Genomic DNA, 24,716 nt, shown 5'->3' with positions numbered 1-24,716 from the left:
AACTACCTCCCACTACCGCGACCATCATCAGACCGACTGCCCAGCCCAGGTGGCAACGGCGCGGCACCTGGCTCAGCACCGAAACCGGCGGCGCGCGCCGCCGCACTCGGCTCCCGGCGCACCGGCGCCACGACCGACCGCGCCTTCACAACATCGGCACTCACCGCGGCCGCCTCATGCCGCAACCGCCGGGCCAACCACCACTGCTCATAGGTCGAGGGCAGCCGCGCCACCATCAACGGCAGCCCATGCACCGCCAGCACGGCCTCACCATCACGCAACCGCTGCTGATCCGAGATCGGCAGAATCTCCTCCCGCGCCACAGTCTCTGAATTGCGGCCACCGAGCCGATCCGCATGCGTGGGAACCACCACCGGCCCGACCCCGGCCCGCCGGGTCAACTCCGACGCGCTCGACATCTCCAGCCCGCCCACCACCGACACCCGAGCCCCGGAGCGCAACGCCTCAGCCTCCGCCCCATAGAGCGCGTCCTCCTGCGACGCCGACTGAACCGCATAAATAACACCGATCCCGTACTTCCGCCGCGCCGTCACCGTGTACGGCAAATCCGGAATCGTGATGCCCGCACGCAGTTCATCGACCACCCCGATGAACGGCTGAGGAAGCCGATACGGGGCCGGCTGCGCCAACGCCTCCTGCTCTCCCGCTCGGAATACCTCAGCGGCGAACAACGACAGCAGCGGCCGCACCCGGTCGATCACAGTCGGATCCGCCAGCAGATACAGCGTTCCGCCCTCGGCGATGAACCGGCGAATGTCGAACTGATCCGGATCATGCTGAGAGCCAGACATGCGCTGCCCGTCACGAGAAGCCAGCGCCCGCAACGCCAACGAGACATACCGTTTCACGCCACTGGTCGTCGTGCCGGCCAGTCCGTCCAGATGTGTGTTGAGCGCGCTGAGCGCGCTGGAGTCAGCGCGCTCGTCAGACTCCAGAATCGAGCGCGGTTGCGGATGGTCCACCTGCCCCAGCCACACCAGGATGTCACTGATCTCCAAACCGCCCAGACGAGCCGCATGCAGCCACGCCGCGACAACCTCACCGGCGGAATCCCTGAAGAACTTGTCATTGCCGCTGCCACGTTCCTGCTTCTGCTCCGCCTCGACCCCGGTCACCAACGCCTCGGCATACCGCGTGGCCACCGTGATCGATTCGCACCCGATCAACAGATTCCACTTCACCTCAGGCCACCCAGCGGCCTGACGGGCATCCGGTGAGGTGAAATCGACCACCGCCACAGGAGCCTCCCACCGAGGCAACCACGGCCGCGCCAGCAGGCTCAGCCACCACCACCGCAACCGCTGCCGGCGGAACCGACGAGCCAGAACCGTGCGGGTGAAGATCCCCGGCTCGATCGAGCACACCATGCACCCACCCGGCAGTTGCCGGACGATCCGGACCAGCGCGCGCTCGGTCTTGCCCCAGCCCGGACCGGCCACAATCCGGGCCCGCCACTCGAAATTGACCCACATCCGTCGCTGCCATCCGCCCCGCTTCGGATAGCCGACACACCAGGCGAACGCTGTCACCGGCATCCACCACCGCTGCCACCGCGAACTAGACGGCCACGTCCACGCCCCAGTGCGACGCGCAGCCCGTACTCCCAGAACCGCGCGGATCTCCCGGCGCCCAGCCAGATGCTGATGCCGAGCGGGCTCAGCGAACAGCCGATGCAACGGTTGCAAGACGTAGCGGAACCAGCCCAGCCACAACGCACCCGCCACACCGGCGATCAACCACGGGTTGCCGGCCCACACCACAGAAACAGGGAACTGGAACTGCCGCCGGCCGGTCAAAGGCTGATCCCCGCGGGGCAACCCCAGCAACCCCGATGAGCCGTCACCGGTGAACAACGGCCGAAGCCCCACCCGCGGCCACTGCCACCCCAGCCCGTCCCACCATGACGCGAACCCCACGCCCAGCGCCGCCGCCGCTACAGCGGCAAGGACGCCCAGGACCACCAGCAGCAACCACTGATACCGCTCGCGGCGGGTAAACAGACGGGATTTCCCAGACATCACCGGCACAGCGGCCACCTCCCGACAGTCCACTCGTGTCCGCAGCCGAGAGACGCGGTCCTCCTCCTGGCCCAAGCCTTACGGAGACCAAGCCCGCCGTCCGGTTCGTTCACAGTCGGCAGACGACCCGCCATCGGCCTCCGCACGGCCAGGAACTCCAGTACGGACACTGCACTCTGACGGCCACGAGCGGAGATCGGAGACCGAAACGAGCGCAACCGGCTCCTCCGGCAGCCTCCCACGATGACCGTCCTGTCCCGCTCGCCTCGCGCCGCGGCGCGGTCGTCTCTACCTGGCCCTGCCGCGGTTCCCTCTCGCGAGGCACCGCTGGTGTGCTCCTGGATCACAGACGTTCTCCTTAACAGTTAACGGATTCCTGCCCAACGGGGGATCCCAGCGGCAGGATCTGACGGGAAGCCAGGCCCGGTATCCGGGAGTACTCGGGGGGCAAGCTGATGCCGGACAGGGGACGGATTCGCTGAGCTGCCAGACAACATGGGCTATCGCGGTACAGAGGTTTTCCCCTCGCGACGACGCAGCAACGATGACCCGCACGGAACACCGGGGATCGCGAGACCAACAGTCCATTCAGGACGACCGTGTCTCGCCCCAGGGATGGGCGACCTGAGAGCGGAGCCCCGACAGCTGTACAGGGCTGACGCGGACGAAGGACCCTGAATAGGGTGCCTCGACCATGAACTTCCTCTTCCCCTGCCGGCCACCCAGGTCGACTTCGCCTAGGTACAAGGCGACGTGGTGCACCTTGGCGGTGTCCCAGAACAGCAGGGCTCCAGGAAGCGCCCGCTCCCACGGAACCTTGGTGCGCGCCGACATGAACTGCCCCGCAGACTGGCGAACCAGATTCACCCCAGCCTGTGCCCAGGCATAGGTCGTCAGACCGGAACAGTCAAACCCGACCTTCTCGAAGTCCTTGTGCCTATCAGCCGGACCACCATCGCGGGTTCCCCGGCCAGGCCCCTGCGCGTCGCCGCCTCCCCAGGCGTAGGGAGTGCCCAGATAGGACAGTGCAGCGGCGGCAGCGGTGGCCGCCTGGGAATTGGGGAAAGTGAACTCGCCCTGCACACCGGCCTCTGGCGGCAGCACCACCGTCAGCCCTTTCACCATCACCTTGACGGCTCCGGAACCCCCGCCGACCTTGCACACAGTCTCACCAGGCCGTGGCTGGCTCAGCGGCCCCAGATCCAACTGGGCAGCCATGCCCAAGGCCCACCGCTCCCACCGGGCATACCAGTGCGCTCCGGCGCCGGAACGCTGCACCTCCTGTGCTGCCGCGGCAAAACCCACATTCGCCTGGTCGGCATAGCCAGGCACACGGCGCAGCAACATGGTGTAGAAGGCCGCGGAGGTTGACTCGGGGTCCCGCCGATTCACGTGCTGGTACAGCTCGCCTTGTTGCTGGAACAGCCCCACGCTGCGGCCGCTGACCGCATCCGGATTCAGCGTGGATTCCTGCATGGCCACCGCCAGACCCAGAGCCAGGCCACGCTGCTGCACACCCATGCCTTTGCCCGTAGCGACAATGGTCCGAGCCACGGCCATCTGCGCCGCGGACAGCTTCACCTCACGAGGGGAGTCCGGCGGCCCCGGCCTGGGGCCATCACCAGGATCACCTGTCGTGCAACCACCCGGCGGCGGCGACGACAGACCACCGCCCATGCTGCCCACTCCCATAATGATGGTGAGCAAGAGCAACCCGAGAAAACCTGCCGCAAGGCCGATGACGCCCCTCACCGCGGCTCACCCGCCCACCGTGGCCGCGTCCACCCGCCAGAGCCGGTCCGGTTCTCGCCGGAGGATGCGACTTTCCTGGACGGACTCGGTGTAGGACGTGCCGTTCTCCGCAGTCACCACCCGCCACGCATCCAGGAACACGATCGCGGAATCGGCGGTGCGGGGAGCAGCGGGGGAGACCAGCGCCTGAGGCTGGGAACAACGAGCCGTTTCCCGTGCGGCGACAGTCAGCTGCCAGGAACGTTGCACCGCAGGGTTGCCGCGCGGATCAAAGCGCGACCACTCCTGAGCCGTCATGGCATCACGTGACCGATCCTCGGCAGCGCCCAACGGCTGGCGATAGTCGAAGGGACACCAGCGAGACAGCCACGCCACGGCCGCGGACTCCGGAGTGGACAACTCCGCGGAGTCCACTGTCGGCGGTGGTGGCTCCACCAGCCGCACCGAACCCGGATCCACAGGCGGAAGCGCAGGAGGGGGCGACAGTGCGCTCACACCCGAAGGCGGAACGGGTGGAACAGGCGGCACGGCCTTGTCCTGGACAGGCACGCTCGAAGCTGTGCTCGAAGCGGAGGCGACACTCGAAGCGGTCACACGTGGACCCGCCGGCGACGCAGATATCTGGGTGAGCTGGCTGGGACCGTCCTGCACCGGGTCAGCCACTGTCGAGGGCATTAACGCCACGACGGTGAACACCGCCGCGGTGACACCGGCCAGCGCAAGGACTCCACCACGAGGAACCCGCCCCCTGACCCGGCGCCGCCGCCGAGCAACGGGGTCTCGCGAAACCCACTCTGCCAGCACCTGCTCACGCAACTCACGCCGCCGCTGCTCGGCGACGGTGGCCACCTCCCGGCGGCGACGCCGCAGAGCACGGGCACGCCGCCCAAACGGCAGCAGGCCCGGGCCCGGCGCCACCAGATCAGACCCCACCAGTGCCTGCCGCACCGTGCGGAGGCGTTCTCCAGGACTGGCATCGCGCCCACTCGTGCCCGGAACAGTCCTCCGCACGCGCTGGGCGTCAGCCTCCGGATTCTCCGTCATGACGTACCTCCCTTGGGTGGTGCAGACTTGCCGCCACCACCAGCAGGCGGCGGGGTCTTTCCCCGTGGTCGTGGTTTCGGCGGTGCCGGAGGATCCATGGAAGTGATCGTGTGCACCTGCTCCTCACCAGAACGGGACTTCCCGGCACTACTTCCCCGCCCCGCATCGTCAAGAGGCGCAGTCGACCCACGCTTGCTGCCACTGTCTGCCGGGGCGCCACCGGATGCCTCCGCAGCCGAAGACCCACCACCGTGCTCTCCAGAGGAGGCAGCAGTAGGTGCTCCACGCTCAGACCGGCTCCGGCGTGCACGAGCTGAGCCCGGCTTACCAAAGGGCACCAGCAGCGACCTGCCGGCTTCCTGCAGCCACGAGGTAGCCCGAGCCCAGCCCCGCTGTGTCCGTGAACGACCCACCTCCAGCGCGGCCGGCTCGCCACCCCTGCCGCCCCCGGCCCCGCGGGACCGCGTGGGCCCATCGTCCAGACCTGCACGCGACCGCGTCTTGGATTGCTCGCTAGAGCGGGGATGGTCGTAGTGGCCCTGAATCGTGCTGACGGTCAGTTCCCGCCATCCCCGATGCGCCGAATCCATCCCCGCCCGCGCACCGCCACCGACCATCTTGGTGATGGCCGAGGCCGTCACCCCGGCCACGGTGTGCATGACCATGGCACCGCCGTAGCCCATCGAGGACGCGCCGCTCATGTTGGTCATCAGCTCCAGCCAGGCACGCGCCTTGACCGCGGCCACCAGCGCCATGACGTTGAGCACCGCGGCCACCATGAACCCGTACCGGCCTACAGCCATCAGGATGATCGTCACCAGCACCATCACCGCCGCGATCACCACAGTGACAAACAGCGCCTGCAATTGCAGTCCCACAACGTAAATCCAGTACCGGATGCCCAGCTCGCGAAAGAAGCCGGGAATGGTCCAGAAGGTCAGGAACACCAGGCCGATCAGCAGCACCACCAGGAACCCGACCACAGCGGTCAGTCCCGCGATGACCAGCCTGAGCAGGAAAATCGCGAACGGGATGACGATGAGCAGGAGCAGCACGAGCATGCCGGTGCGCGTGGGATCATTCCCGCGGATCCAGTCCGTGCGATCCCGAAACTCCGGGATGGCCGTCTGGTCTTCCAGCGCCTTGAGCCACCGTTGCCAGGTCTCGGTGTTGCCCAGAGCGTGGTGCCCGGCGACCTTGCAGATTTCCAGGTCCGAGAACTGCACCAGACACCACGGGGTCGCGCCGAAGGTCGACCACAGGCCGTCAGCGAGCTTCCGTGACCCGACCTGCTGGGTAGTGCCGGTCAGATCCGGGGTCGGAAATCCTGTCGGATTCCCGGTGGCGTTCAAGAATCCGGTCGCCCCGGTGATCACACCGTTGGCCAGGTCCTGACGCGCCTCGTCGATGATGCGCATGATCGAGGAAGGGCCGGAGGCAAAACCGATACCCAGCACAGCGGCGGCCACAACCCACGCCAGATCCCCGACAACATCGCCTCCGCCACCACGCCACCGGCCATAGGTGACCAGTGCACCGATCGCCGTGGTGGCCGCGATCAGCGGGAAGAACACGTGGTTGGCGATCATGGCGACCGCGATGTCGATCTGCGGGGCCGTGTCGGCGTACAGGGTCAGATTCAAGAACCACTGCAACAAGGTCAGCCCGCCATAGACCAGCCCCAGACTGATCCACAGCAACACATTGTTCAACCAGCCCAGCACGCTCAAGCCGGCCTTGGCGATATCGAACCAGCTTGAGGACTTGTCATGGGGCTGGATCAACAGCTTGTAATCCAGCGGACCGTACTTCTCAAACAGGGTGGGCGGTCCGCCACGGGCCAGATCCGGTCCGACGATGATTCCGTTCTGAGCCAACGCGATACGGCCCAGACCCACCACGAACACGCCGATCAGCCACAGCAACAACAGCGCACGCCGGGGATCATCGAGAAGCCACGACAACGGCCGTGGAAGACAGGCCCGGATGAACGCGATCCGAGTGAGCAATCCCTCCCACACCGGGGATCGGCCGCCCGGCCGAGACCGTGGAGCAGGAGCGATGAGCTGGAGTGCGGATCCGAGCCGGAACATCTCACCTGCCGGAGGCTGTGGGGGGTGTCGACGCGGCGCAGGAGTACGGCCTGATCGCGGCGCGATCAGCCAGCGGAAGCACTGACTTCACCCGCCACTGGCCGTTGTCCTGCAACAGTCGAATGTGGACATAGGGCTTGCCGGTCTCCAGTGAAGGAGTGACCTCCAGGTCGAACCCGGCGTGCGTGGGGCACACCACAGGCAGGATCACCTGGACACGGGGGTGAGCAACCCCCATCGCGGGATTCCCGGCACACCGGCCCTGGCTTTCCAGGTCCAGCCTCACCGTGCCCGTGACGTACTGGCACACCACAGGGTCACCGCTGACATAGCGTGCGGCATAGCTGATCGCCACGCTCTGGGGATCACTCAGGTCGGGACCTTCCCCCAGCACCAGGGCCAGCACCGAGGCGGTCGCCACCACGGCCACCGCGGCACCGGCAGCGATCCATCGACTACGGACAGACATCGTCACTCCTGTTCTGCCGCAACCGAATGCTCGGCTACCGGCGAGGTCACTGGACCCGGCTGCCCAGTCTGGGCAAGCGAATCCAACAGATCCGCCCGATCATCCCCCGCCGTCGTCGACAGCCCGTCGGCGACCCACCGGGTCAGTCGATCAATCTGCAGTGGAGCCAGATTGCCTCTGCGGTCCCGGAAAATGCACTCACCCGTAGCCAGCTCCGCCAACGCGGCCCGCATACTCGGCCCGGACTCGTTGCGGCGCAACAGCTTCGCTTGCGCATCCTGCTCGGCCGCACCGGAGGCGGCGAAGGCGAAGGTCATCACCACCTGTTCCAGCAGACCCTCCACCCGGGCCATGTCGACAGCGGCCTGCGAATCCAGCACCATCCACAGCTGGTTGGCCCGCCCGGTGCGGGAGACCCACCGCACCAGCGCTTCGCCTTCGGGATAGGCGGTGATCAGGTGCAGTTCGGTCACCGCGAGCAACTTCTTCAGCTCCCGGACATGGCGCCCCTGCAACGAGGCATAGGCCAACGCCGTGTGATAGGTGGCCATGGCGCACCGTTCGGCCACCGACCACCTGCTCGGGTCAGGCGAATGCTGGGGGAGCCCCAGCCCGGACATGTCCAGATAGACCAGGCCCCGACTGGTCATCAGCGGCACGGACTCCGAGGAAGCAGGGCCCAGCACGGCCCGCATCGAGGGCTGCAACGCCCGCAACCGCAACACCTCGCCGATCTCCCGCGCCGTCGCCGCCGCCGAGTGTTCGCCCGCGGTCGCGATGAGCTCACCGATGACCGCCGGGGCAGACCAGGATCCGCGCGGGCGCTGCAACACCGCATCCACCGCGTGTTCGAGCACCGTCTCCCCGCGGGAGCGGTCCAGCGGATGCAAAGCACCCAACAGAGCGTCCAGTGTCAGCCGCCGCGCCTCGTCGATGCCGGGGGCGAACCGCATCGGGTCCATCATTCCCGAACTCCCCGGGTCCATCACGTGCACGACCTGCACGGTCACACCCAGCAGGTCCGCGGCAACAGAGCGCACACCGGCGAGATCACCCTTGGGGTCCACCAGGAACACCCACGCGCCCTCCGCCAGCGCACCCATCACCAGCAGCAGCACCAGCGTCGACTTGCCCGAGCCCGAGCGGCCGGTGACCGCGATGGTGGTCGGCTGGGTGCTGTGCGCCTGTGACCGGGACACCACATGCACTTGCACCGGACTCGGACTGGAGCCGAGATTGGCGGCCACATAAGGTCCGGTGGCATCACCCACCGCGGAGCCGCCATGAAACCAGCTGCCCGCCAGAGTCCGCATAGGCTGGTCCTGCCCGAACTCCGGAACCCGCAGCACGTCTCCCGGCATCAGCTCCTGCCACAACAGGTCCTGGATGGAGTGCGGCCGATGTAGTTCCACGGTGCCTGCGTAGTGCTGGCGAAGCTCGGTGACCCGATCGCTGAGTTCGCCCGGAGTATCGGCGCTCACCACCCAACGAGGATGGGTCGTGACCTGCACATCCAACCGGCGCTGCACCTCATGCCGCCGTGCCTCCAGCGCCTGTTCGGCTTCTAGGGCCTCCAACGGAGCCGACCCGACCGCGCTGGCCTCCCGGATCTGGCTGCGCACCAGCCCCCGCCCGGCATCCAGAAGCTCCACCGACCCCGAATGTCCATAGTGGATCCCTCGGACCGAGGCGTCGACGTCGGCGACGCTGGTCAGGATGCTGCCCAGCCACTCACCACCAGGCAAACTCAGTTCACCCACCGGGAAACCGTTGGTGGCCGCGGTCAACACCGAGACATAGCGGGTCTGCTGGGTCACCTTGTCGGTGACTGCGACGAAGTCCTCACCGACGGTCGGATCCATCTGCCCGTTGAGCAAGGTGACCAGTGCTCCGCCGGTGAGTAGCTGAGACTCCGGCAGGTCAAGACCGATGGTGCGGCGCATCTCGCGGGCACACGCCCAGGCGATCCGTGAGGCCGAGGCCGCCCGAGCCCGCAGAATGCTGGCCTCGGCCTGATTCAGCCACCGCATGATCTCCGGACGCACCATCTCCAGGCGCCGGGTCGCCAGCCGCAGCGATTCCCGCATGCCGCGCTCACGGGCCCAGCGCCGCCGCAGCCCTGGCTGCTCCGCTGCCCGGCCCTCCTCCTTCCAGGCCACACCCAGCAGGACGATGCGCCGCCTGAAAAAGCCGGCCTCGGCGTTGAGATCGATGCGGTGTGCCCCGAGTTCGAGATAGTCCTGCGTCAGCGGAGCACGGACGCTGTCGATGCCCTCCCAGCCCGCCAGGTAGTCCTGCCCGCGGTGGCGATCCCAGACGACCTTGAGATGCCACTGTGTGTTGGCCGGGATGAGAGCAGCCAGGGCCGCGGAGTTGGCCATGGTTTCTTGGGCCAGTTCATCCTCTTCCAACAGGTACGTCGAGGTTTCCGGGATCTGCACCCAGGCCCAGATCGCGTCCTCTGTGACCTCGATCCCGTCGGTGATCAGTACGGGGCGCACGAACGGGGCGGTGACCCGCTGCCAGGGGCGCCGCTGGCGGCGCAAAAAGTGCTTCATGAGCTTCCTCGGCTCTGTGCCGCGGAAGGACCCTCACGGTGGGACAGACGCACCACCACGTTCAGGCTCAGTCGATGCGGCACGTGCTGTGAGTAGTCCAGGACAGGGTTGTCGATCACGGACCGGCGGCTCGGCAAGCGGCACAGGATCCGGTCGTACCAGCCGATCATCGCCATGCGGCCGGAATCATCGACGCGGGTACCCAGAATGACCACCGCCGCCACCGGCGCGAGATAGAGCGTCGGCCCGAACCTCCACAGTGGACTCACACCCAGCAGGGCCAAAGGTATGAACCAGGCCAGGGCCACGATGATGGTGATGAACATCTTGCGGCGATCGATCCCTTTGACAATGGGCCGGTCGAAGAGCTCGTACTGGCGGGACTGGTAGTTCAGGTGTGCTGTGTCTGTGGGCAGGGACAGGGCCATCGTCAACTCCATACGAAGGAATTCCAGAAGCCTTTCAACAGGCTCACGGCTTGATCGGGGAAGTAGGCGAAACCCCCAACGATCACTGCAACCGCGAGACTGGTGACGACCTGTCCGTAGTGGCCTGCGGCGTAGCTGGCAACGGCACGAAAGATGAACAGGACAAGGACAAAGGTCCCGGCGATGCCCAACAGGATGTCGCGCAGGCGAATTCCCGAGTTGGGCGTCAGAACCTGTGCTAGCTCAAGTGCCGTGCTGAGAACTGTCATGGTGTTGTCGCCCCCATTTCGGCGGTGACACCAGCCAGGAACCATCGGTCGCTCTGTCGTTTCAGTTCGACGCGATAGGAGCCGGTGATCTTGCCGACGCCGCCGGCGATCTGCCAGGTCACGGTCGCCACCCCGATGCGGGTGTGCGCGTTGGCGTCGGCTTCGGTGACTGCTTGCCAGCGGATGAGCCGGTCGAGGGTGGCCAGGCGCTGCAGGCCTGTGAAGGAGGAACCGCTGGCGCGGACGAACTCCAGTTCGCCCTCGGAGTAGGAACGCAGCTGGCGCAGGACGATCTCACGTGTGGTGGTGCCGAATGTGGCGTCCTCGTTGCTGTTGCTGCTGGGAAGACTGGGCAGGGGCACCCGTGGTGGCGGTGAGCCCACCAGCACCGGTGCCGCGATCACCAGATGCCGGCCCTGCTCAGTCCGCACTGGCACTGCCAGGGTCGCCCAGCGGGCGGGCCCTGCCATCCAGCCTGGCGCTTCCGGGCCGGGTACCGGGGCCGGTTCCGGCGGCACACCAGCGGATGGAGGCGGTGGTGGGGTGTCCCGTTCGGCCGGGACCGCGGGGATGATCCGCACCCGGACCGTCACCACCGATTCAGACCCGCCGTTGGCGGTGATGCCGATGGTGGAGGGGCTGTCGGCCCACTGCCGCCCGTTGCCGTCCCAGCCGTCGATACGCGCATCGGGTTCGGCGTAGCGGGCCAGAGCGGCGTGGCGCGCGGGCCTGGCCGCAGAATCCCAGGACAGGTAGTCCACCGCGACCTGCTCGCCGAATCCGGCCAGCGGGAGCTGCAGTTCTGCCGGGCCAGGTGAGGGTGGCGGTGTGCCCAGCCAGCCGATGACGGTGCTGAGGATGTTCACCGTTCCGGTGAGCAGCACCCCCAGCGCCAGAATCACCAGCGTGCCCCGGCGCACTGAGGTCCACCACGGCGTCGGAGGCGCCTGTTCGAGAACGGTCCATCCGGATGCCGCAGCCGCACCAGGTCCCGGTAGTTCACCGGATGGCGGAGGCGGTGCCGATGGTCGGCCAGACGGGGCGCTAGGCCCGCTGTTACTGAGGGGGCCTGCTCCGGGCTGTGGCTGGAGGCCTCCAGCTTTCTGCTGACGCCGCCACGCCCGGCGGGCTCGCTTGTGCTGTGTGCGGGCCCGGCCCTGGGCGAAACTCTGGCGATAGTTCGCGCCCAGCAGCAACCGCAACCACAGCGGCCCTCGATCCGGTGTCATCGCGACACCGCCTCCACTGTGTGGTGTCGCTGCCGGCGTGGGCGAAGCGCCATGAGGACCAGGCCCACGCCGGCAACGACCCAGCCAAGCCCGGTTGCCGCGGCATCGCCGCCGGCGTCGAGGCCCAGCAGAGGGAGGCATGCGGCGGCGGTGACAGCGCCGACATATTGAGCAGAGCGAAGCAAGCCCGCCGCCGCCCCGGCGTCCTCACTCGGGGCGGCGTCGCTCGTATGGGCCTGATGGCCGATGGACAAGCACCCCGCGGGGATGCCGCACAAACCCGCCAGGACCACCAGGGCGGCGACATCGATGTCGGGTTTGGCCACCACGACACAGATCGCCAGGCCGGTGAGCAACAACGCAGTCGAACCCACCCGCACCACGTGTTCCGGGCCGCGTCGGCGCACCGCACGGGCCGCGATCGCCGCGGTGAGCGCGGTCATCGCCGCCAGCGGCAGCATCACCAGACCGATATGCACCGCGGAGACCGCGCGGGCCGCCAGCCACAGCGGAATTCCATAGAAGATCAAATAATAGGCGGCGTAGAAGGCCGCGTTACGCACGAAGGTCAGGCTCAACACCGGATCGGCGATGAGCGCGGGCCGCAGGAACGGGACCTCGGCACGCCTGGTCCACCACACCAGCAGCGCCACCTGACCCAGCGCACCCGCCCACACCAGCCAGGGCAACGCTGGCGCGTGGAGCACGAGGATCATGGCCATCGTGATGGTGCAGGCCACGATCAGCATCCCCGGCAAGTCCAACTTCTGCCATGCCCCGGTTCGCTGCGCGGTTGCCTGCTCGGCGGGGACCAGGGTGAACACGGCCACTGAGGCCGCCGCCAGCAACGGCAGTGTCACCGCGAAAATCGACCGCCATCCATCCCACGACAGCAGCAGCCCCCCGATCGTGGGCCCCACGGTGATGCTCAGCTGCATGGTCACCGCGATCACACCCAGACCGGCGCTGGCCGGACTGATACCGCGCCGCTGAGTCTCCCGCCGTAGTAGGGCCATCGCCGTGGGCAGAGGAGCACTGGTGCCCAGGCCGATGACCACACGGGCACCGATCAACCACCCCAGACCAGGTGCCCACATCGCGCCGAAGGTGGCCACCGACGCCAACGCCAAGCCCACCAGCAACACGCGCCGATGCCCGAACAGATCACCCAGCCGGCCACTGATGATCGCTCCGACACCGGTGGCCAGATACGTCGAGGAGATCACCCAGGCCACAGCCGGGCCCGCACTGAACTCCTCCCGGATCGCCGGCATGGCCACCGCCAGCGCGGAGGAAGACAGCGCCTGGGGGATGACGCAGAGCGCGAGCGCGCTCAGCATGCCCAGCGGCAACGCGGGACGCTCATCGGTGGTGGAATCGGCGTGTGGTGTCACAGTCGAGGAACCTCCCGACCGGTGGCAACCCTCCACACAGGACATACGGGCGCCACCGGTCTGCTGGTCTATCCGGTTACGTCGAATTTCGGGACGCGGATGATCACCGGCGGGACTGCCGGTTTACGTGGCGGACGGGTCCAGGTGACCCTCGGGCCAGGCCTGGAGGAGGGCTGGGCGGCGCTGCTCGGCTGCGTTCCCGGCTTCGGGCCAGGCTTGGGACTGCTCGTCGGCGGAGGTGTTCCCTCCACGCGGCAGGAGACCACCGCCATGGTCACGGTCTGACCACTCATCACCGCCCGCGCGCCGACCACGGTCAAGCGACCATTGCTGTCACGGGTCTGGATGTTGTAGGTCACCGTGACCGCACCGATCCGCTCGACCGCCCCGGGAGCCTTCGCCCCGCCCACAGCCGTCACCGACCCTTGCGCATCGGCGCAGGTTGCCGCGACGTTGCTGGCCACCACGGTCTTGCCCAGACTCACCGAGCCGACACTGGCCGAGGCACGTCCGGCCGAGCTGCTGGCCCGCAGGTTGCTCGCCCGGATGGCACCATCCGGTGACTGCACCGAGGCCGCGTTGCCCGTGGCCGGGATCGTGCTGGTGCCCGAGGCCGACAACGCATAGGCGCTGGACCCACTCTGAGCATGGGCCAGAGCTGGCACAGTTAACGTCGCTGCCAGCACCGCGGCACCCACTCCGGCGATGCGAACCGCTGTCTGTGATGACATGGGTCATTCCCCTCTGGAGGATCGCCGTGGTCCTGATCGACCTGCGGCGGATGGAGCACCGCCGCGGATACGCGACGGAAGAACGGGTTCAACTGATCAGTACTGCGGTGCCCAACGGGATCTGCCGCAGAGCGCTCAGCGCATCAGCGGGGATGCGCACGCATCCGTCGCTGGAGGCCGCACCGAACACCGTGGAGTGGGGCCAGCCGTGAATGCCGACGGTCCCCGGACCGGCGCCAAAACGTTGATGTGTCTGCGAATGAGCGCCCAACACCACCACGAATGGGCTGTAGTCGATATTGGCCGCAGCCAGATGGGCCAGGATGAATGTCCGGCCTCGGGGAGTCGGGGCGTCCGCGCGTCCAACACCCACTCGCCACCGCCCCACGAGTTCCGAGCCACGGCGAACGAGCAGCTCTCGCTGATCTAGGACGATGTCGACGCGATAGGGACTCGTGTCGAGTTCGATTTCCTCCTCCAGCTCGAGGATCCAGCCAGTGGAGCCATTGGGACGCGAGGGCAGCGCCACGCGCAGCCAGCCGGGCTTTTCCTCCAGCACCGGCAACGAGGTGCGCACGCTCTGCTGGGGACGGTTCTGCGTCTTCGGCTGGTCTTGAGGATCGGAGAAGACCTGGGTGGGGCCGACCTTGGCGACGGGATGGCCGCCAGGGCTGGCAAAGACCGGAACAGCCTTTAGGGGATGGGCGATGGTGCCCTCTGTCGCGGCCTGGGGAGCGGGGTCGGAGGCGGCGTGCGGAGTCTGGCCCCACGTCGTGGCCTCCGGCAGACCCTCCATGATTTTTTCGTTGACCGGGAAGGCAGCCACGACATCGCCGGGGTTCGGCGGCCTGTCACTCGAGGAGCGAGCTGCCACAACGCCGGCCGGTACCTTCGCCTGCGCGTCCCGTGTGGACTCCAGCTGCGTGCTGGTGACAACGGCGTAGGCGGTGACCAGCACCGTGCACGCTGCCGCGAGGCAGCCCAGCGCCGCGCTGCGTCGCGCCCGGCGGGAATACTCGGCATCACCACGGTGGACTGGGCCAGGAGCGGAGGATCCGGCGACATTGACAAGTTCCCCTACGAGGTCGGTGCTGAGGGCTTCGGCCGAACCGTGGGGCTGGTGCTGTGCGGCACCGTGACCGGTGCGCTGGGGAGAGGTCTCCTCGCGCTGGTGTGGACCGGTGCTCGCCGAGGGGACGTCGCCGGGCCGGGCGTTGTGATCCTGGTGGTCCTGGGACCGGGCGTGACCTGCCACGCGTATCTCTCCTGATCATCGGAATCCAGCCGAGGAACGCGGCGACTGCCGCACTAGGTGCAGGGGGCGGGGGCCGATCCGCTCAACGCCCCGCCCCCCACCATCGGATCCCCACCACGGGCGGGTGTGGGATGGACATCACGGGGATCCGAGCCTGCGCTCAGCCTCTGCCGAGCCTGCTGAGGAAGGCCGCACCGGTGGGCATTCCCAGACCGGTGACCACATCCCAGCCCTTGGTCGACTGCAAGCTCTGGGGCTTCTCGTCCTTGGTGGTCAGGTAGCTGCCTCGAGCAGTCGGGGTCGAGGTGCCGGGGTAGCGAGGCAGGTACTGCTGCCACACCGCGGCCGATTCCTGTGTGACATCAGCGAAAGCGTCACTGCCGGCCAACCGGTACAACGCCGGGTTGGCGAACCCGATTCGGCCCGCGCCCTGTACCTGTTGCGCGTTGGCCAGCAGCCCGGCCAGCGACGGCGCCGACCACGACGTGCCACCGGTGGGACCCTCGACATAGCCGGCCGCGGTCGTGTGACCGACCAGGATGCCGGTGTTGGCATCCCCGGTGGCGGCCACATCCGGCATAGCCCGCTTGCCGCCGGAAATCGACTGGGGGACAACGCCTCGCTGCCACTCCGGCGCGTCATACAACGCCGAGACCCCTCCGCCACCACCTCCGGCGAAAGCCCCATCCCGGGTCGCCAGCGGACGCCACACCCCGCCCACCAGGGAGAATCCTGTGTTCTGCCAGCCGGCCAGCACCGCGACGCTGTTGTCCCGGTTCAAACCCACGCTCGTGCCACCCACCGACGTCACCCAGGGATTGACCGCAGGGAAAGTCGGACTGGCCTTGCCCGCGGGATTGGCGGTGGAGTTGTCCCCGGCATCCCCGGAGGAAGCCACCACGGCCTGCCCCTGAATAGCCGCCTGCACAGCCAGCTGAGTCAGCTCGGTACGGGTGGCCTCGGCGACGTTCTCGTAGTTGGTGCCCCAGGACAACGACAGCACGTCGGTCTCGCCCTCGGAGACTGCACGGGCCAACGCCTCATAGAGCTGGGTGCAGTTGCCCGCACCGTAGTAGACCAGGCGCGCCTGGGGCGCGATCCCGTGCGCAGCCTCGGCATCCAGGGCCTGCTCGCCGTTCCAGGACTCCCGGCTCGTGGTGGCGTTGCAGCTGGGATGCTCAGTCTCCGGGACGGATTTGTCGACATACTGGCCCGGCCGCAGCTGCGGGGCGCCCACGGTGCGGGCGTTGCGGTTGAGATCACTGACCATGGTGGACAGGCTGTAGGCGCCGACGATGCCGACCGTGGACCCTGCCCCGGTGTGCTCGGGACCGAGCCGGTGAATGGCCCTGGCCTGAGCGAAGTTGTAGCCGCAGTTCTCGTTGGACTGCCGCGGATACCGCTGAGGAACGGCCTGGTTGTTCTCCTGGCCCCAGTAGCGCGCGCAGTAGGTCGAGTTGCCGGCGGCTTCGACACTGGACTCGCCCCCGGGACGTGCGGTCACCGTGCTGCGCACCCACATCGGCCTGTGCAACGCGGCCGAGCCGTCCAGACCGAGAACGCCGGAGACCTTGCCACGCAACGACATGGGCACGGTGACCGGTGCACTGGGGGCGTGCAGCAGTACCTGCTGCAAGTCCCGCTGCCCGTTCGAGGCAGGTACGGGCACCCGGAACAGGCCCAGCGTGGTGCCGAAGGCCTTCTGCACCGTGGCGGCCGTGCCGACCGCGGTCACCATCCGACGGTTGGCCGTTGTCGAGGTGACTTCCAGTCCCTGCCCGGTCAGCCACGACCGCACCTGTTCTGTGGTCTGGGTAGTCGGTGAGAATCGGGTCCGGAACGCTTCTGCTTCCAGAAACCGCCGATGCTGACCGGAGCCTGGTGTCGAGACAGCCCTGGCCAGGGCGTGCGCGCCACCCTCATCACGCATGGGCAGCGTGAGGGAGATGGCCAACCGCCGATCAGGCGGCACCTCACCGGAGTGCGCCCCAGGCGAGGCCCAGCTCGGCCGAACCCCGGATATCTCGGCACGATCCGGCGCGGCCGCCGCGGGTGCTCCCGTGCCCCAGGTGAAGGCCAGGACACCGGCTGCGGCCGCCGCTGCGAGCATCCGAGATAAGCGAGAATGCATGCGAAGACCCCCTGCAGGGTAGTGAGAATGATGGTCGGACCGGGGCTCTCCGCGCTTCAATTCGGAGAGCCCCAGCCGCCTGAATCCGACTCAATGTCCAGAAGGACGTACCTGGCGGCCGCACTGAGGCGGTGAACACCGTGAGCCGGACTCTGTCTCTACAGACGTTGTCGATATCGGATCGACAACCACACTTTGCATGAGCAACTGCCCAGAGTCAACCCATTCGCCGTGACCTATGCAACTTGCCGCATGGTGCGTGGTGAACTTGCAGTTCCTCTTTTTTGGGCAGGAATGAGCGGGCAATCGCCCGAAACAGCGCTGCCTGCGGAAATATATGGACTTGTGGCCTAGGTTGATTCCGTACTTGCCGAATGAGCGAGGAAACCAGGGCCGATGCGACACGGCGGGGGGCGACCTGCCGAGTCAGCACTGAGGCGACCCCAAGCCTTCACCCGCACCAGCCCGGTGGGCGAGCCGGTGATCGCATCGCTCACCGTCGTCACAGCCGGCCCCAGCAGCAGGACCGACAGACCGGTGTCGCTGCTGAGCCGGATGCAGTCTGCGATCTCGGGCACACGACGTGCCTGACCGGTCATCAGGAACTCCTCGGCCGGCCTTTCAGCCATGCCGAGTTCTGCGGGGCTGGGACCAGGTGACGTGGAGAAGGGCCTGATGAGGCCCGTCGCGACTGCGATGGCGAGCACAGCCAGCGCGACCGAGACACCCAGATAAGCCAAGGGCTGCTGCGCGGTGGCGCCGCGAGCCCGGCCTACCACCGCTGGTCCCGGAACAGCCGACGAGGCACTCGTGCGCGCTGCTCGTCGACCTCGATGTAATGCCACCACGTCCCTGGCCGTGTGGCCTCCAGCCAGCCCGCCGCGGCAGGAAGCCCCGTAGGCAAGGTGACCGGGACTTCCGAGGTGGTGATCAACGTGTTGGGTCGATGCAGCAGCGGCGCTAGGGCCAGCCACATCTCCTCCGATACCGTGTCGGTTGTACCCAGGCCGGTGACCATCAGGCGGGGATCCCGGCAATTGGCCGGCGTGGCCAGCTCCACATCCAGGGCCAGCCTCACGCCCGCCACAATGCCCAGTCGGATCGCGGCCCAGCACGTGTCCAGTTCTGGCAGCCACGGGGGAATCGGCTCGAACAGCGCAGGTTCGCGTTCGCGGATGGTGGCCCACGGAATATGCGGGCAGCACAACCGCGCGAGGGAGTCCACGCGACGGGGAGGCTGGAGGTGGCCGGACAACATGCGGTGCACCCACCACGGCAGGTCGTCGTGAATGCGCACGACCCGCGTCCCGCAGGGACTCTTATCCGGCTCTGGTGGTATATCGCTGGCGCCCCCTCCTAGGGCCGCCGAGCTTCCGAGGTACATGGAAGTCCCTTTCTGTGACAGAAAACCGACAGGGAAGAAGCAGGAGCCCTAGTACGGACATTGGTGGCCGTGGGCATCGGGAGTGGGGACCGTCAGCCTCTGCGCTCCGGCTTCTCGGAGAAGCCGTTCTAGCGCGGCAGCGATCCCCGGGGCCGCGGCGAAGACGCAGTCGCCCCCGAGTCCGTCATCAACGTTGACGTCGCGGGCCGGCGTGCGCAGGATGGCTCCGGCCTCCAACGCGATCAGCGAGCCCCCCGCCCAGTCCCAGTGGCCCAGGCCGTGCTCGAAGAACCCGTCGATGAGGCCGGCGCCGACCATGCACAGGTCCAGTGCGGCCGAACCGCACCGGCGGATGTCGCCCACTGCGTTGATCAGCTCAGCGCTGAGCCGGGCCTGCAGGGCCTTCTGCTCGGCGTTGTAGGAGTAGCCGGTGGCGACCAGACTCGAGCCGAAGTCCTCGTGAGTGCTCACACTCATCTGGTGCGCGGGCAGGTTGCCAGCGCGGAAACGGGCGCCGCATCCCTCCGCGGCAGTGAAAGTCCACCCCAGGGCCGGGGCGTGCACGCACGCGGCGACGGTGACGGTGTTGTACACCGCGGCCACCGAGATCGCCCAGAATGGCAGGCCCTGCGCGAAGTTGGTGGTGCCGTCGATGGGGTCGAGGACCCACGTGATGACATGAGACTCGCCTGATCCGCCGAACTCCTCACCGACGACCGGTTCGCCCGGCCGCTGGGTGGCGATCCAGTGCCCGAGCAGACGCTCGATCTCACGATCGGCCTCGGTGACGAGGTCGGTCGCCGAGGCCTTGTGCTCGACAGAGGACAGCCGAGTGGGGGAGTAGGAACGGTGACGGTCCAGCCAGGCCATCGCCCAGCTGCCGGCCTCTCTGGCGATTTGCTCACAGAAATGCTGGAGATCGCGGACGTGGAGGTCGTGGTCGGGCACACCGATCACGGTCATAGAGGGCAACTCCCTGCCGGGGTCGGCAGTGCAGGGGACTGCGGTGTTAAGGCGCGGCGGCCCCGGCCAAGGGGGAGGGGCCGGGGCCGCCGCTATGGACGTGACGACCTCTCAGCGCCCGGGTAGGCCGAGGTCATCACGTGGGGGAGGGATCCGCTGGCCGCGAGTGCGTGTGATTCTTCGCGGCTGCTACGGATCCACCGACACCTGCGGGGGGACGGCGGGTGTCGGGGTCAAGGAGACAATCGCGCCTGCGACTCGGGAGTGTGCAGGAGGGACTGTCGTCGGTGCGGACTGAACAGGAGTGCGGGCATCAGCTCAGCGCGAGGGCGGTCGGCTGTGCGCAGTCAGTGGACTTGACCTACTCGCCATCGCTCCCCCTCTGTCCGCGGATCGTGCAGTGGAGAGACCGTGGCACATCACCGAAAGTCACCGCCAGTGCTCCAATCGAACTACCCTCGGTGTTCACTCTAATGGAGTAGTAAGAGTTATATTTCCGAAGGCGAACGACTACAGAGTGTTCAACATTTCCTGTGTGGCGGCACGTCGCGACGCACCCTCTGTGGGCCTCTTGGAGGTGGACGCTTGCCTTGGTGTGGACCTGTGTTAGGCATGTGTACTGCTCAGGACCTGTGTATTGCACAGGTGTCGCCACACAGGTGACCCCCTCTTGAGAGGGAGATCAAGCGAGCCTCGATGCTACTTTTAGTCACATATGGCCATCAGGTTCACTCAATCGGGCGTTCAAGGTTGCCGTGACGTTCGGTAGTCAGATAGACCTTTGAGTGCCCCAAACGGGGACGTGATTACGGCCAGTAGTTGACGGCATGGTGGGCGCCATGCCAGACAACGCACTGGCGGGCTGTGCGCAGCGCGCTCGCCGCAGCAGGTACAGAGTCAGCCACAGCAGCCCGGTGCCGGAGGGGCGCAAGCAGCATCCGCGCCGGGCCGCTCTGACTCCAGGACCTGCCTCCCTGCCTGCGCGCCGCGGAGCCCACGGGCATGCGGGATGCCCGACGGCCCCTGACCCGGGGCCCGTAACCACGTGTTGGGGTAGGTGGTGTGGGTGCGCCGCAGGGGGGTGCGCTCACACCACCGCCCACCACCCCAGACAACAACAGCGGGTGGTGACACCCCCAACGGCGCCACCACCCGCCCCGGCCGCCATACGGCCCACATCTCCTGCGGAGCCGTCTAGGACTCGGAGGACTCACCGACCCCGGCGACGCTTCGCGTCATCAGCGCCACCTTCACGCGATTCCGGCCAGCCTCCTTCGCTCCGAGCATCGCGTCATCCGCGCTGTGCAGCACGTCACCGAGACCAAGCTCGGTGTTGCCCACCGCTACACCGATGGAGACCGACAAGTCATCCAGGACGATGATCGACCCTCCGCGGCTTCGGCTCGACGGAACGCTGTGTCCGGCCACGGCACTACGGAGCCGCTCCGCTACTTCCAGCGCCTCGCGCTGGCTGGTCTCGGGCAGCAACACGGTGAATTCTTCGCCGCCCCAGCGCCCAGGTACGTCGCCGGGACGTGTGTGCTCCTTCAGCAACGCGCCCACCGCTCGCAGGACATCGTCACCAGTGACATGGCCGTAGGTGTCGTTGATCCTCTTGAACCGGTCCAGGTCGATCATCAGCAGGGCGCTGTGGCCACCGGTGCGTGCGTAGACCCGCGCCGCATCTTCTTGCCAGGCCCGCTTGTTCACCAAACCCGTCACGGGATCCGTGCTCGCTTCGGCCTGCAGCCTGGGCAGCCGTTCCAGTAGCAAGCCGACCGCCAGGATCGCCGCCCACAGCGGCCGGGCACCAGTGGGCAAGGCTGCCACCACGAGCGCCATGGACACCGCCACGACCTCCGCGCTGTTGTCCGCGGCGTTGCCGAACAGATCCTTGAGCCGTGGCCCCGTCTCCGTCAGGGCCACGACCCCGGCGACTGTGAGCTGCTGGGAGCCGATGGCCACCAGCGCACACAAAGGCACGGACAGGGACCACCACGGAAACCCACTCGAAGGCGAGGCCAGCACCTCCGGAACGCCCCCCAGCTGAGCCGTGAGGCTGGTCAAGGACGCCGCGACCGAGATCGACGCCGTGGAGAACAAGAACCTCATCGGTGGCCGGCGAGCGATGAGGTACCGCTGCAGCCGCAGGACCACGATCACCGCTATGGCCAGGGACGGAACCAGCATCGCCGCGCTGACCCACCAGATCTCGACCAGGTCGACGTGCCGGTTCACCTGCGCCGCCCGGCGCCGCTCTTCCTCCCTCCGCCCCAGCCAGGTGTGCAGGACCGCACATACCCCCAGCACCGCAGCGACCAGGCCCTGCTGCGCGGTCACGGGCCCCGTCGTCCTCCACAGCAGCACCAGCAAGGCCACCGCCAAGGCCTCCACCGCCAGGATGTAGAGCACCGCGGCCGGGCGTGCCCGCCACAGCGCCCACAATTCCCAGTCGCGAACCTTCTCCAGCCAGGACCTTGTGTGCGCCAAGGCATACCCAGCAGAGCCTTCATGCCCGACACTGGAACCCGCTTGCGTCCCTTCGTCGCGCTGCATCCGGGCGGCTGTACCAGAGCCGTCCGGATTCGCCGTGGCCAGATCGAGTCGAGGTGAAGCCGATGCTGTCTTTCGCCGGCCGCGAATGGTGAACAGCCACATACGTCCTTCTCTCTCACGCCACCACCAGTCCTGGCGCACGGCGCAGGAACCGTGACCACGACGGTGGCGACCCACCCCTGATGTCGAGCACGAGCCGAGGAGCGCGCTATGCAGACCTCCCACACCCACAGGCCTGACTGCGGCCGCGAGTGGTGACCAGTCCGTCCTGACCTCCACGTCCGCCTGATGCACCCCGGCGGTCCCGGACCGGACCGCCTCTGGGGTGTCTCCACGAAGCTCCCACTTCGCAGGCGGGCTGTGCGAGCCGCTGCTGCGGTGCCGTCCGAGCCGGCGGTACCGCAGCACCACGCTCATTCCGAGACCGTGCTGCGTGCTGAAGGCCGATGCCCACCGGCGGGCGCGCTGATGCTCGTGCAGTTCGCCGGAACGAAGTCCGGCAGCCTCACCTCCTTCCCGTCCAGCGATAGTCAATCGCGCGGTCCTGCGTTCTCGATCGGACGTTATGGGACCAATCTTGATATGCCATCACGTGAGTCTCACAATACCCGTATGGCCTAACAAGTGACCCGCTGTGAATAGTGATAGTGGTCAAAACGCGCCGCGCGCCAGTTACTCCGTGAAACATCTTGCCGTACTGCACAGAGTGCCACGTACAGCGTTCTGCCCGGAGCCTGCGGCGTCGACCGTCGAGAACTCCGCTGGTAAGAGCGCTGATGCGGGTGTCGCGCCTGCTGCCTGGGTGATCGCCCGGCTCCCTGGCGACGGCCCGAATGTGACACGCTGTAATACACAGGTCGTACACAGGTGCGATTCACGATTACACAGATCCGCTCCGGCTTCCCTTGCACAGATGCGGATTCAGTGGCTGAGGGTAATCCTTGACGCTGCCGCGTCCCGGTGAGGTTGGGCGCCTCACACCACAATCGACGGCGCGGCAGGGGAGGACACCATGGATATCCCTGCGAACTCCAGCGCCACCACCGGCGCCCAGCAGCGGGCCGACCGCCGAAAGCACCACCAGCCAGCCGCACAGACCGCGGGTTGCCCGCATTCGCGCAGCGCCGCCGCCGGCCGGGACATCGAGCCGGACCTTTTCACCGCCGACTACTTCAACAAGGCTCACCAGGTCGCGGCTCGCCTACGCACACAGGCCCCCGTGTGCCTGGCCCGGATGGTCAACGGCACCCGAGTGTGGGTGATCAACCGCTACGAGGACGCACGCCACGCACTCGCCAACCCCCAGCTGGCCAAAGACGCCACCCAACTCGGCGCCATCGCTCGCCGCCAACTCGCCGCCGCGGGCGAGGAAACCGAACTCAGCGCGCTTTTCGCCGGCCACATGCTCTTCGCTGACGGACCAGCTCATACCCGCCTGCGCAAACATGTCACTACGGCACTGACACCAGCGCGTATGCGCAGACTCGCCCCGCGTATCGAAGATCTGGCCGAGCAGCTACTCGATCGACTGCCAGTCGACCCCCCGGTCGACCTGCTTGCCAGCTATGCCTTTCCCTTGCCCGTCACCGTGATCTGCGAGCTGCTGGGCATCCCCGAAGGCGAGCGCACCCAGTTTCGGGCCTGGACATCGGCACTCATGGATGATCGACCAGAGATCACCTTGCCCGCCTCACGCGCCATGGAGGCGTATTTCCGCGACCTCATCCCACGCAAGCAGGCCCAGCCCGACAACGACCTGCTGACCCACCTCGCACGCACCAGCGAGGGCGAGGGCGCTCTCACCGCCGAGGAACTGATCGGGACCCTGTTCCTCCTGCTCGTGGCCGGACACGAGACCACCACCAACCTGATCGGCAACGCCGTGCGGTTCCTGCACACCCGCTCCGATCTATGGCGGGCTATCGCCGACGACGCTGACGTGGCTGAACGTGCTGTGGAGGAAGTCCTGCGCTATGACGGACCGGTCCGGATGGCCACCTACCGCTACACCATCGAGCCGGTGACCTACAGCGAGACGACGATTCCCGCAGGGGAACTGGTCTACGTCTCCCTGCTGGCGGCCAATCGCGACGACCAGTTCTTCACTGATCCCAATCGTTTCAATCCAGATCGAAACTTCACCCAGCACCTCGCCTTCGGCCACGGACCCCACTACTGCCTAGGCGCCAGCCTCGGGCGCCTGGAAGCGGCGATCGCCGTGCGTCACCTCGCCCGCCGATTCCCCGCACTCCGCCTGGCATGTGACCCCGCAACCCTGACTCACCAACCCAGCGCCATCATGAACGGCTACACCACCCTCCCGGTCCTGCTCAGCTGAGCCGATCCGTGCCGGGTGTCTCCGACGGCAGGATTCTGCGGCGAGAATCAGCACCGTCAGGCGCGTCACTGTGCCCTCTCGCT

At 67.2% G+C, this 24,716-nt stretch carries 20 protein-coding genes; 4 read left to right on the top strand and 16 right to left on the bottom strand.

Annotated features, from left to right (window positions below):
* Window positions 1–2 precede the first annotated feature (2 nt).
* The 10 genes from MZC64_RS19220 to MZC64_RS19175 all read right to left on the bottom strand — a co-directional run bounded on the left by MZC64_RS19220 (window position 3) and on the right by MZC64_RS19175 (window position 13,275).
* Window positions 3–2,039, bottom strand: coding sequence for a type IV secretory system conjugative DNA transfer family protein (locus MZC64_RS19220; protein ID WP_247758294.1), 2,037 nt, complete (start codon window positions 2,037–2,039; stop codon window positions 3–5).
* 588 nt (window positions 2,040–2,627) lie between these two features.
* Window positions 2,628–3,620: an NlpC/P60 family protein gene (locus MZC64_RS19215; protein ID WP_247758109.1), complete on the bottom strand. Its 993-nt coding sequence runs from the start codon at window positions 3,618–3,620 to the stop codon at window positions 2,628–2,630.
* Between the two features lie 177 nt (window positions 3,621–3,797).
* On the bottom strand, window positions 3,798–4,088 hold the full coding sequence (locus tag MZC64_RS19210; protein ID WP_247758108.1) for a hypothetical protein: 291 nt from the start codon (window positions 4,086–4,088) through the stop codon (window positions 3,798–3,800).
* A gap of 743 nt (window positions 4,089–4,831) precedes the next feature.
* Entirely contained in the window at window positions 4,832–6,844 is a 2,013-nt protein-coding gene (locus tag MZC64_RS19205; RefSeq protein WP_247758107.1) for a hypothetical protein, read from the bottom strand.
* Window positions 6,845–6,929: 85 nt separating this feature from the next.
* Complete coding sequence (locus MZC64_RS19200) at window positions 6,930–7,358, bottom strand: hypothetical protein (protein WP_247758106.1); 429 nt, start codon at window positions 7,356–7,358, stop codon at window positions 6,930–6,932.
* 41 nt (window positions 7,359–7,399) lie between these two features.
* Complete coding sequence (locus tag MZC64_RS48730) at window positions 7,400–9,898, bottom strand: ATP-binding protein (RefSeq protein ID WP_247758105.1); 2,499 nt, start codon at window positions 9,896–9,898, stop codon at window positions 7,400–7,402.
* 53 nt (window positions 9,899–9,951) lie between these two features.
* On the bottom strand, window positions 9,952–10,383 hold the full coding sequence (locus MZC64_RS19190) for a hypothetical protein (RefSeq protein ID WP_247758104.1): 432 nt from the start codon (window positions 10,381–10,383) through the stop codon (window positions 9,952–9,954).
* Window positions 10,384–10,385: 2 nt separating this feature from the next.
* Window positions 10,386–10,652, bottom strand: a complete 267-nt coding sequence (locus tag MZC64_RS19185; RefSeq protein WP_247758103.1) for a hypothetical protein — start codon at window positions 10,650–10,652, stop codon at window positions 10,386–10,388.
* Window positions 10,649–11,572 carry a conjugal transfer protein gene (locus tag MZC64_RS19180; RefSeq protein WP_247758102.1) on the bottom strand — a complete coding sequence of 308 codons (924 nt, stop codon included), beginning with the start codon at window positions 11,570–11,572 and terminating at the stop codon, window positions 10,649–10,651. Before MZC64_RS19180 ends, MZC64_RS19185 begins: the two co-directional genes overlap by 4 nt.
* A 305-nt stretch (window positions 11,573–11,877) precedes the next feature.
* Window positions 11,878–13,275 carry an MFS transporter gene (locus MZC64_RS19175; RefSeq protein WP_247758101.1) on the bottom strand — a complete coding sequence of 466 codons (1,398 nt, stop codon included), beginning with the start codon at window positions 13,273–13,275 and terminating at the stop codon, window positions 11,878–11,880.
* 144 nt (window positions 13,276–13,419) lie between these two features.
* On the opposite strand from MZC64_RS19175, the gene MZC64_RS19170 reads away from it, so the two are divergent.
* Both MZC64_RS19170 and MZC64_RS19165 read left to right on the top strand, forming a co-directional pair.
* Entirely contained in the window at window positions 13,420–13,560 is a 141-nt protein-coding gene (locus tag MZC64_RS19170; RefSeq protein ID WP_247758100.1) for a hypothetical protein, read from the top strand.
* A 75-nt stretch (window positions 13,561–13,635) separates the two neighbouring features.
* The gene (locus MZC64_RS19165; protein WP_247758099.1) at window positions 13,636–13,902 is read left to right on the top strand and encodes a hypothetical protein; all 267 of its coding nucleotides are present in this window, start codon (window positions 13,636–13,638) and stop codon (window positions 13,900–13,902) included.
* A 192-nt stretch (window positions 13,903–14,094) separates the two neighbouring features.
* Here the strand turns inward: MZC64_RS19165 and MZC64_RS19160 are convergent, their stop codons facing one another.
* Window positions 14,095–14,964 carry a L,D-transpeptidase family protein gene (locus MZC64_RS19160; RefSeq protein ID WP_247758098.1) on the bottom strand — a complete coding sequence of 290 codons (870 nt, stop codon included), beginning with the start codon at window positions 14,962–14,964 and terminating at the stop codon, window positions 14,095–14,097.
* Between the two features lie 72 nt (window positions 14,965–15,036).
* Here MZC64_RS19160 and MZC64_RS19155 point away from each other — a divergent pair, with 72 nt between their 5' ends.
* Window positions 15,037–15,276 (top strand): hypothetical protein, encoded by a 240-nt coding sequence (locus MZC64_RS19155; protein ID WP_247758097.1) that lies wholly within the window; start codon window positions 15,037–15,039, stop codon window positions 15,274–15,276.
* Window positions 15,277–15,421: 145 nt separating this feature from the next.
* Here the strand turns inward: MZC64_RS19155 and MZC64_RS19150 are convergent, their stop codons facing one another.
* The 5 genes from MZC64_RS19150 to MZC64_RS19130 form a co-directional block, all read right to left on the bottom strand.
* Complete coding sequence (locus MZC64_RS19150) at window positions 15,422–17,371, bottom strand: protease pro-enzyme activation domain-containing protein (protein ID WP_247758096.1); 1,950 nt, start codon at window positions 17,369–17,371, stop codon at window positions 15,422–15,424.
* A 371-nt stretch (window positions 17,372–17,742) separates the two neighbouring features.
* Window positions 17,743–18,132 (bottom strand): hypothetical protein, encoded by a 390-nt coding sequence (locus MZC64_RS19145; protein WP_247758095.1) that lies wholly within the window; start codon window positions 18,130–18,132, stop codon window positions 17,743–17,745.
* Between the two features lie 32 nt (window positions 18,133–18,164).
* Window positions 18,165–18,689 (bottom strand): hypothetical protein, encoded by a 525-nt coding sequence (locus MZC64_RS19140; RefSeq protein WP_247758094.1) that lies wholly within the window; start codon window positions 18,687–18,689, stop codon window positions 18,165–18,167.
* Between the two features lie 135 nt (window positions 18,690–18,824).
* Window positions 18,825–19,739: an inositol monophosphatase family protein gene (locus MZC64_RS19135; protein WP_247758093.1), complete on the bottom strand. Its 915-nt coding sequence runs from the start codon at window positions 19,737–19,739 to the stop codon at window positions 18,825–18,827.
* 1,194 nt (window positions 19,740–20,933) lie between these two features.
* Window positions 20,934–22,295 carry a diguanylate cyclase gene (locus tag MZC64_RS19130; RefSeq protein WP_247797720.1) on the bottom strand — a complete coding sequence of 454 codons (1,362 nt, stop codon included), beginning with the start codon at window positions 22,293–22,295 and terminating at the stop codon, window positions 20,934–20,936.
* Between the two features lie 1,012 nt (window positions 22,296–23,307).
* On the opposite strand from MZC64_RS19130, the gene MZC64_RS19125 reads away from it, so the two are divergent.
* Window positions 23,308–24,633 (top strand): cytochrome P450, encoded by a 1,326-nt coding sequence (locus tag MZC64_RS19125; protein WP_247758091.1) that lies wholly within the window; start codon window positions 23,308–23,310, stop codon window positions 24,631–24,633.
* Window positions 24,634–24,716 lie beyond the last annotated feature (83 nt).

This window comes from Crossiella sp. S99.2 (assembly GCF_023094165.1).
Classification (GTDB): domain Bacteria; phylum Actinomycetota; class Actinomycetes; order Mycobacteriales; family Pseudonocardiaceae; genus Crossiella.
Note: the sequence above shows the minus strand (reverse complement) of the source record. Positions and strands in the feature narration are given on the sequence as shown.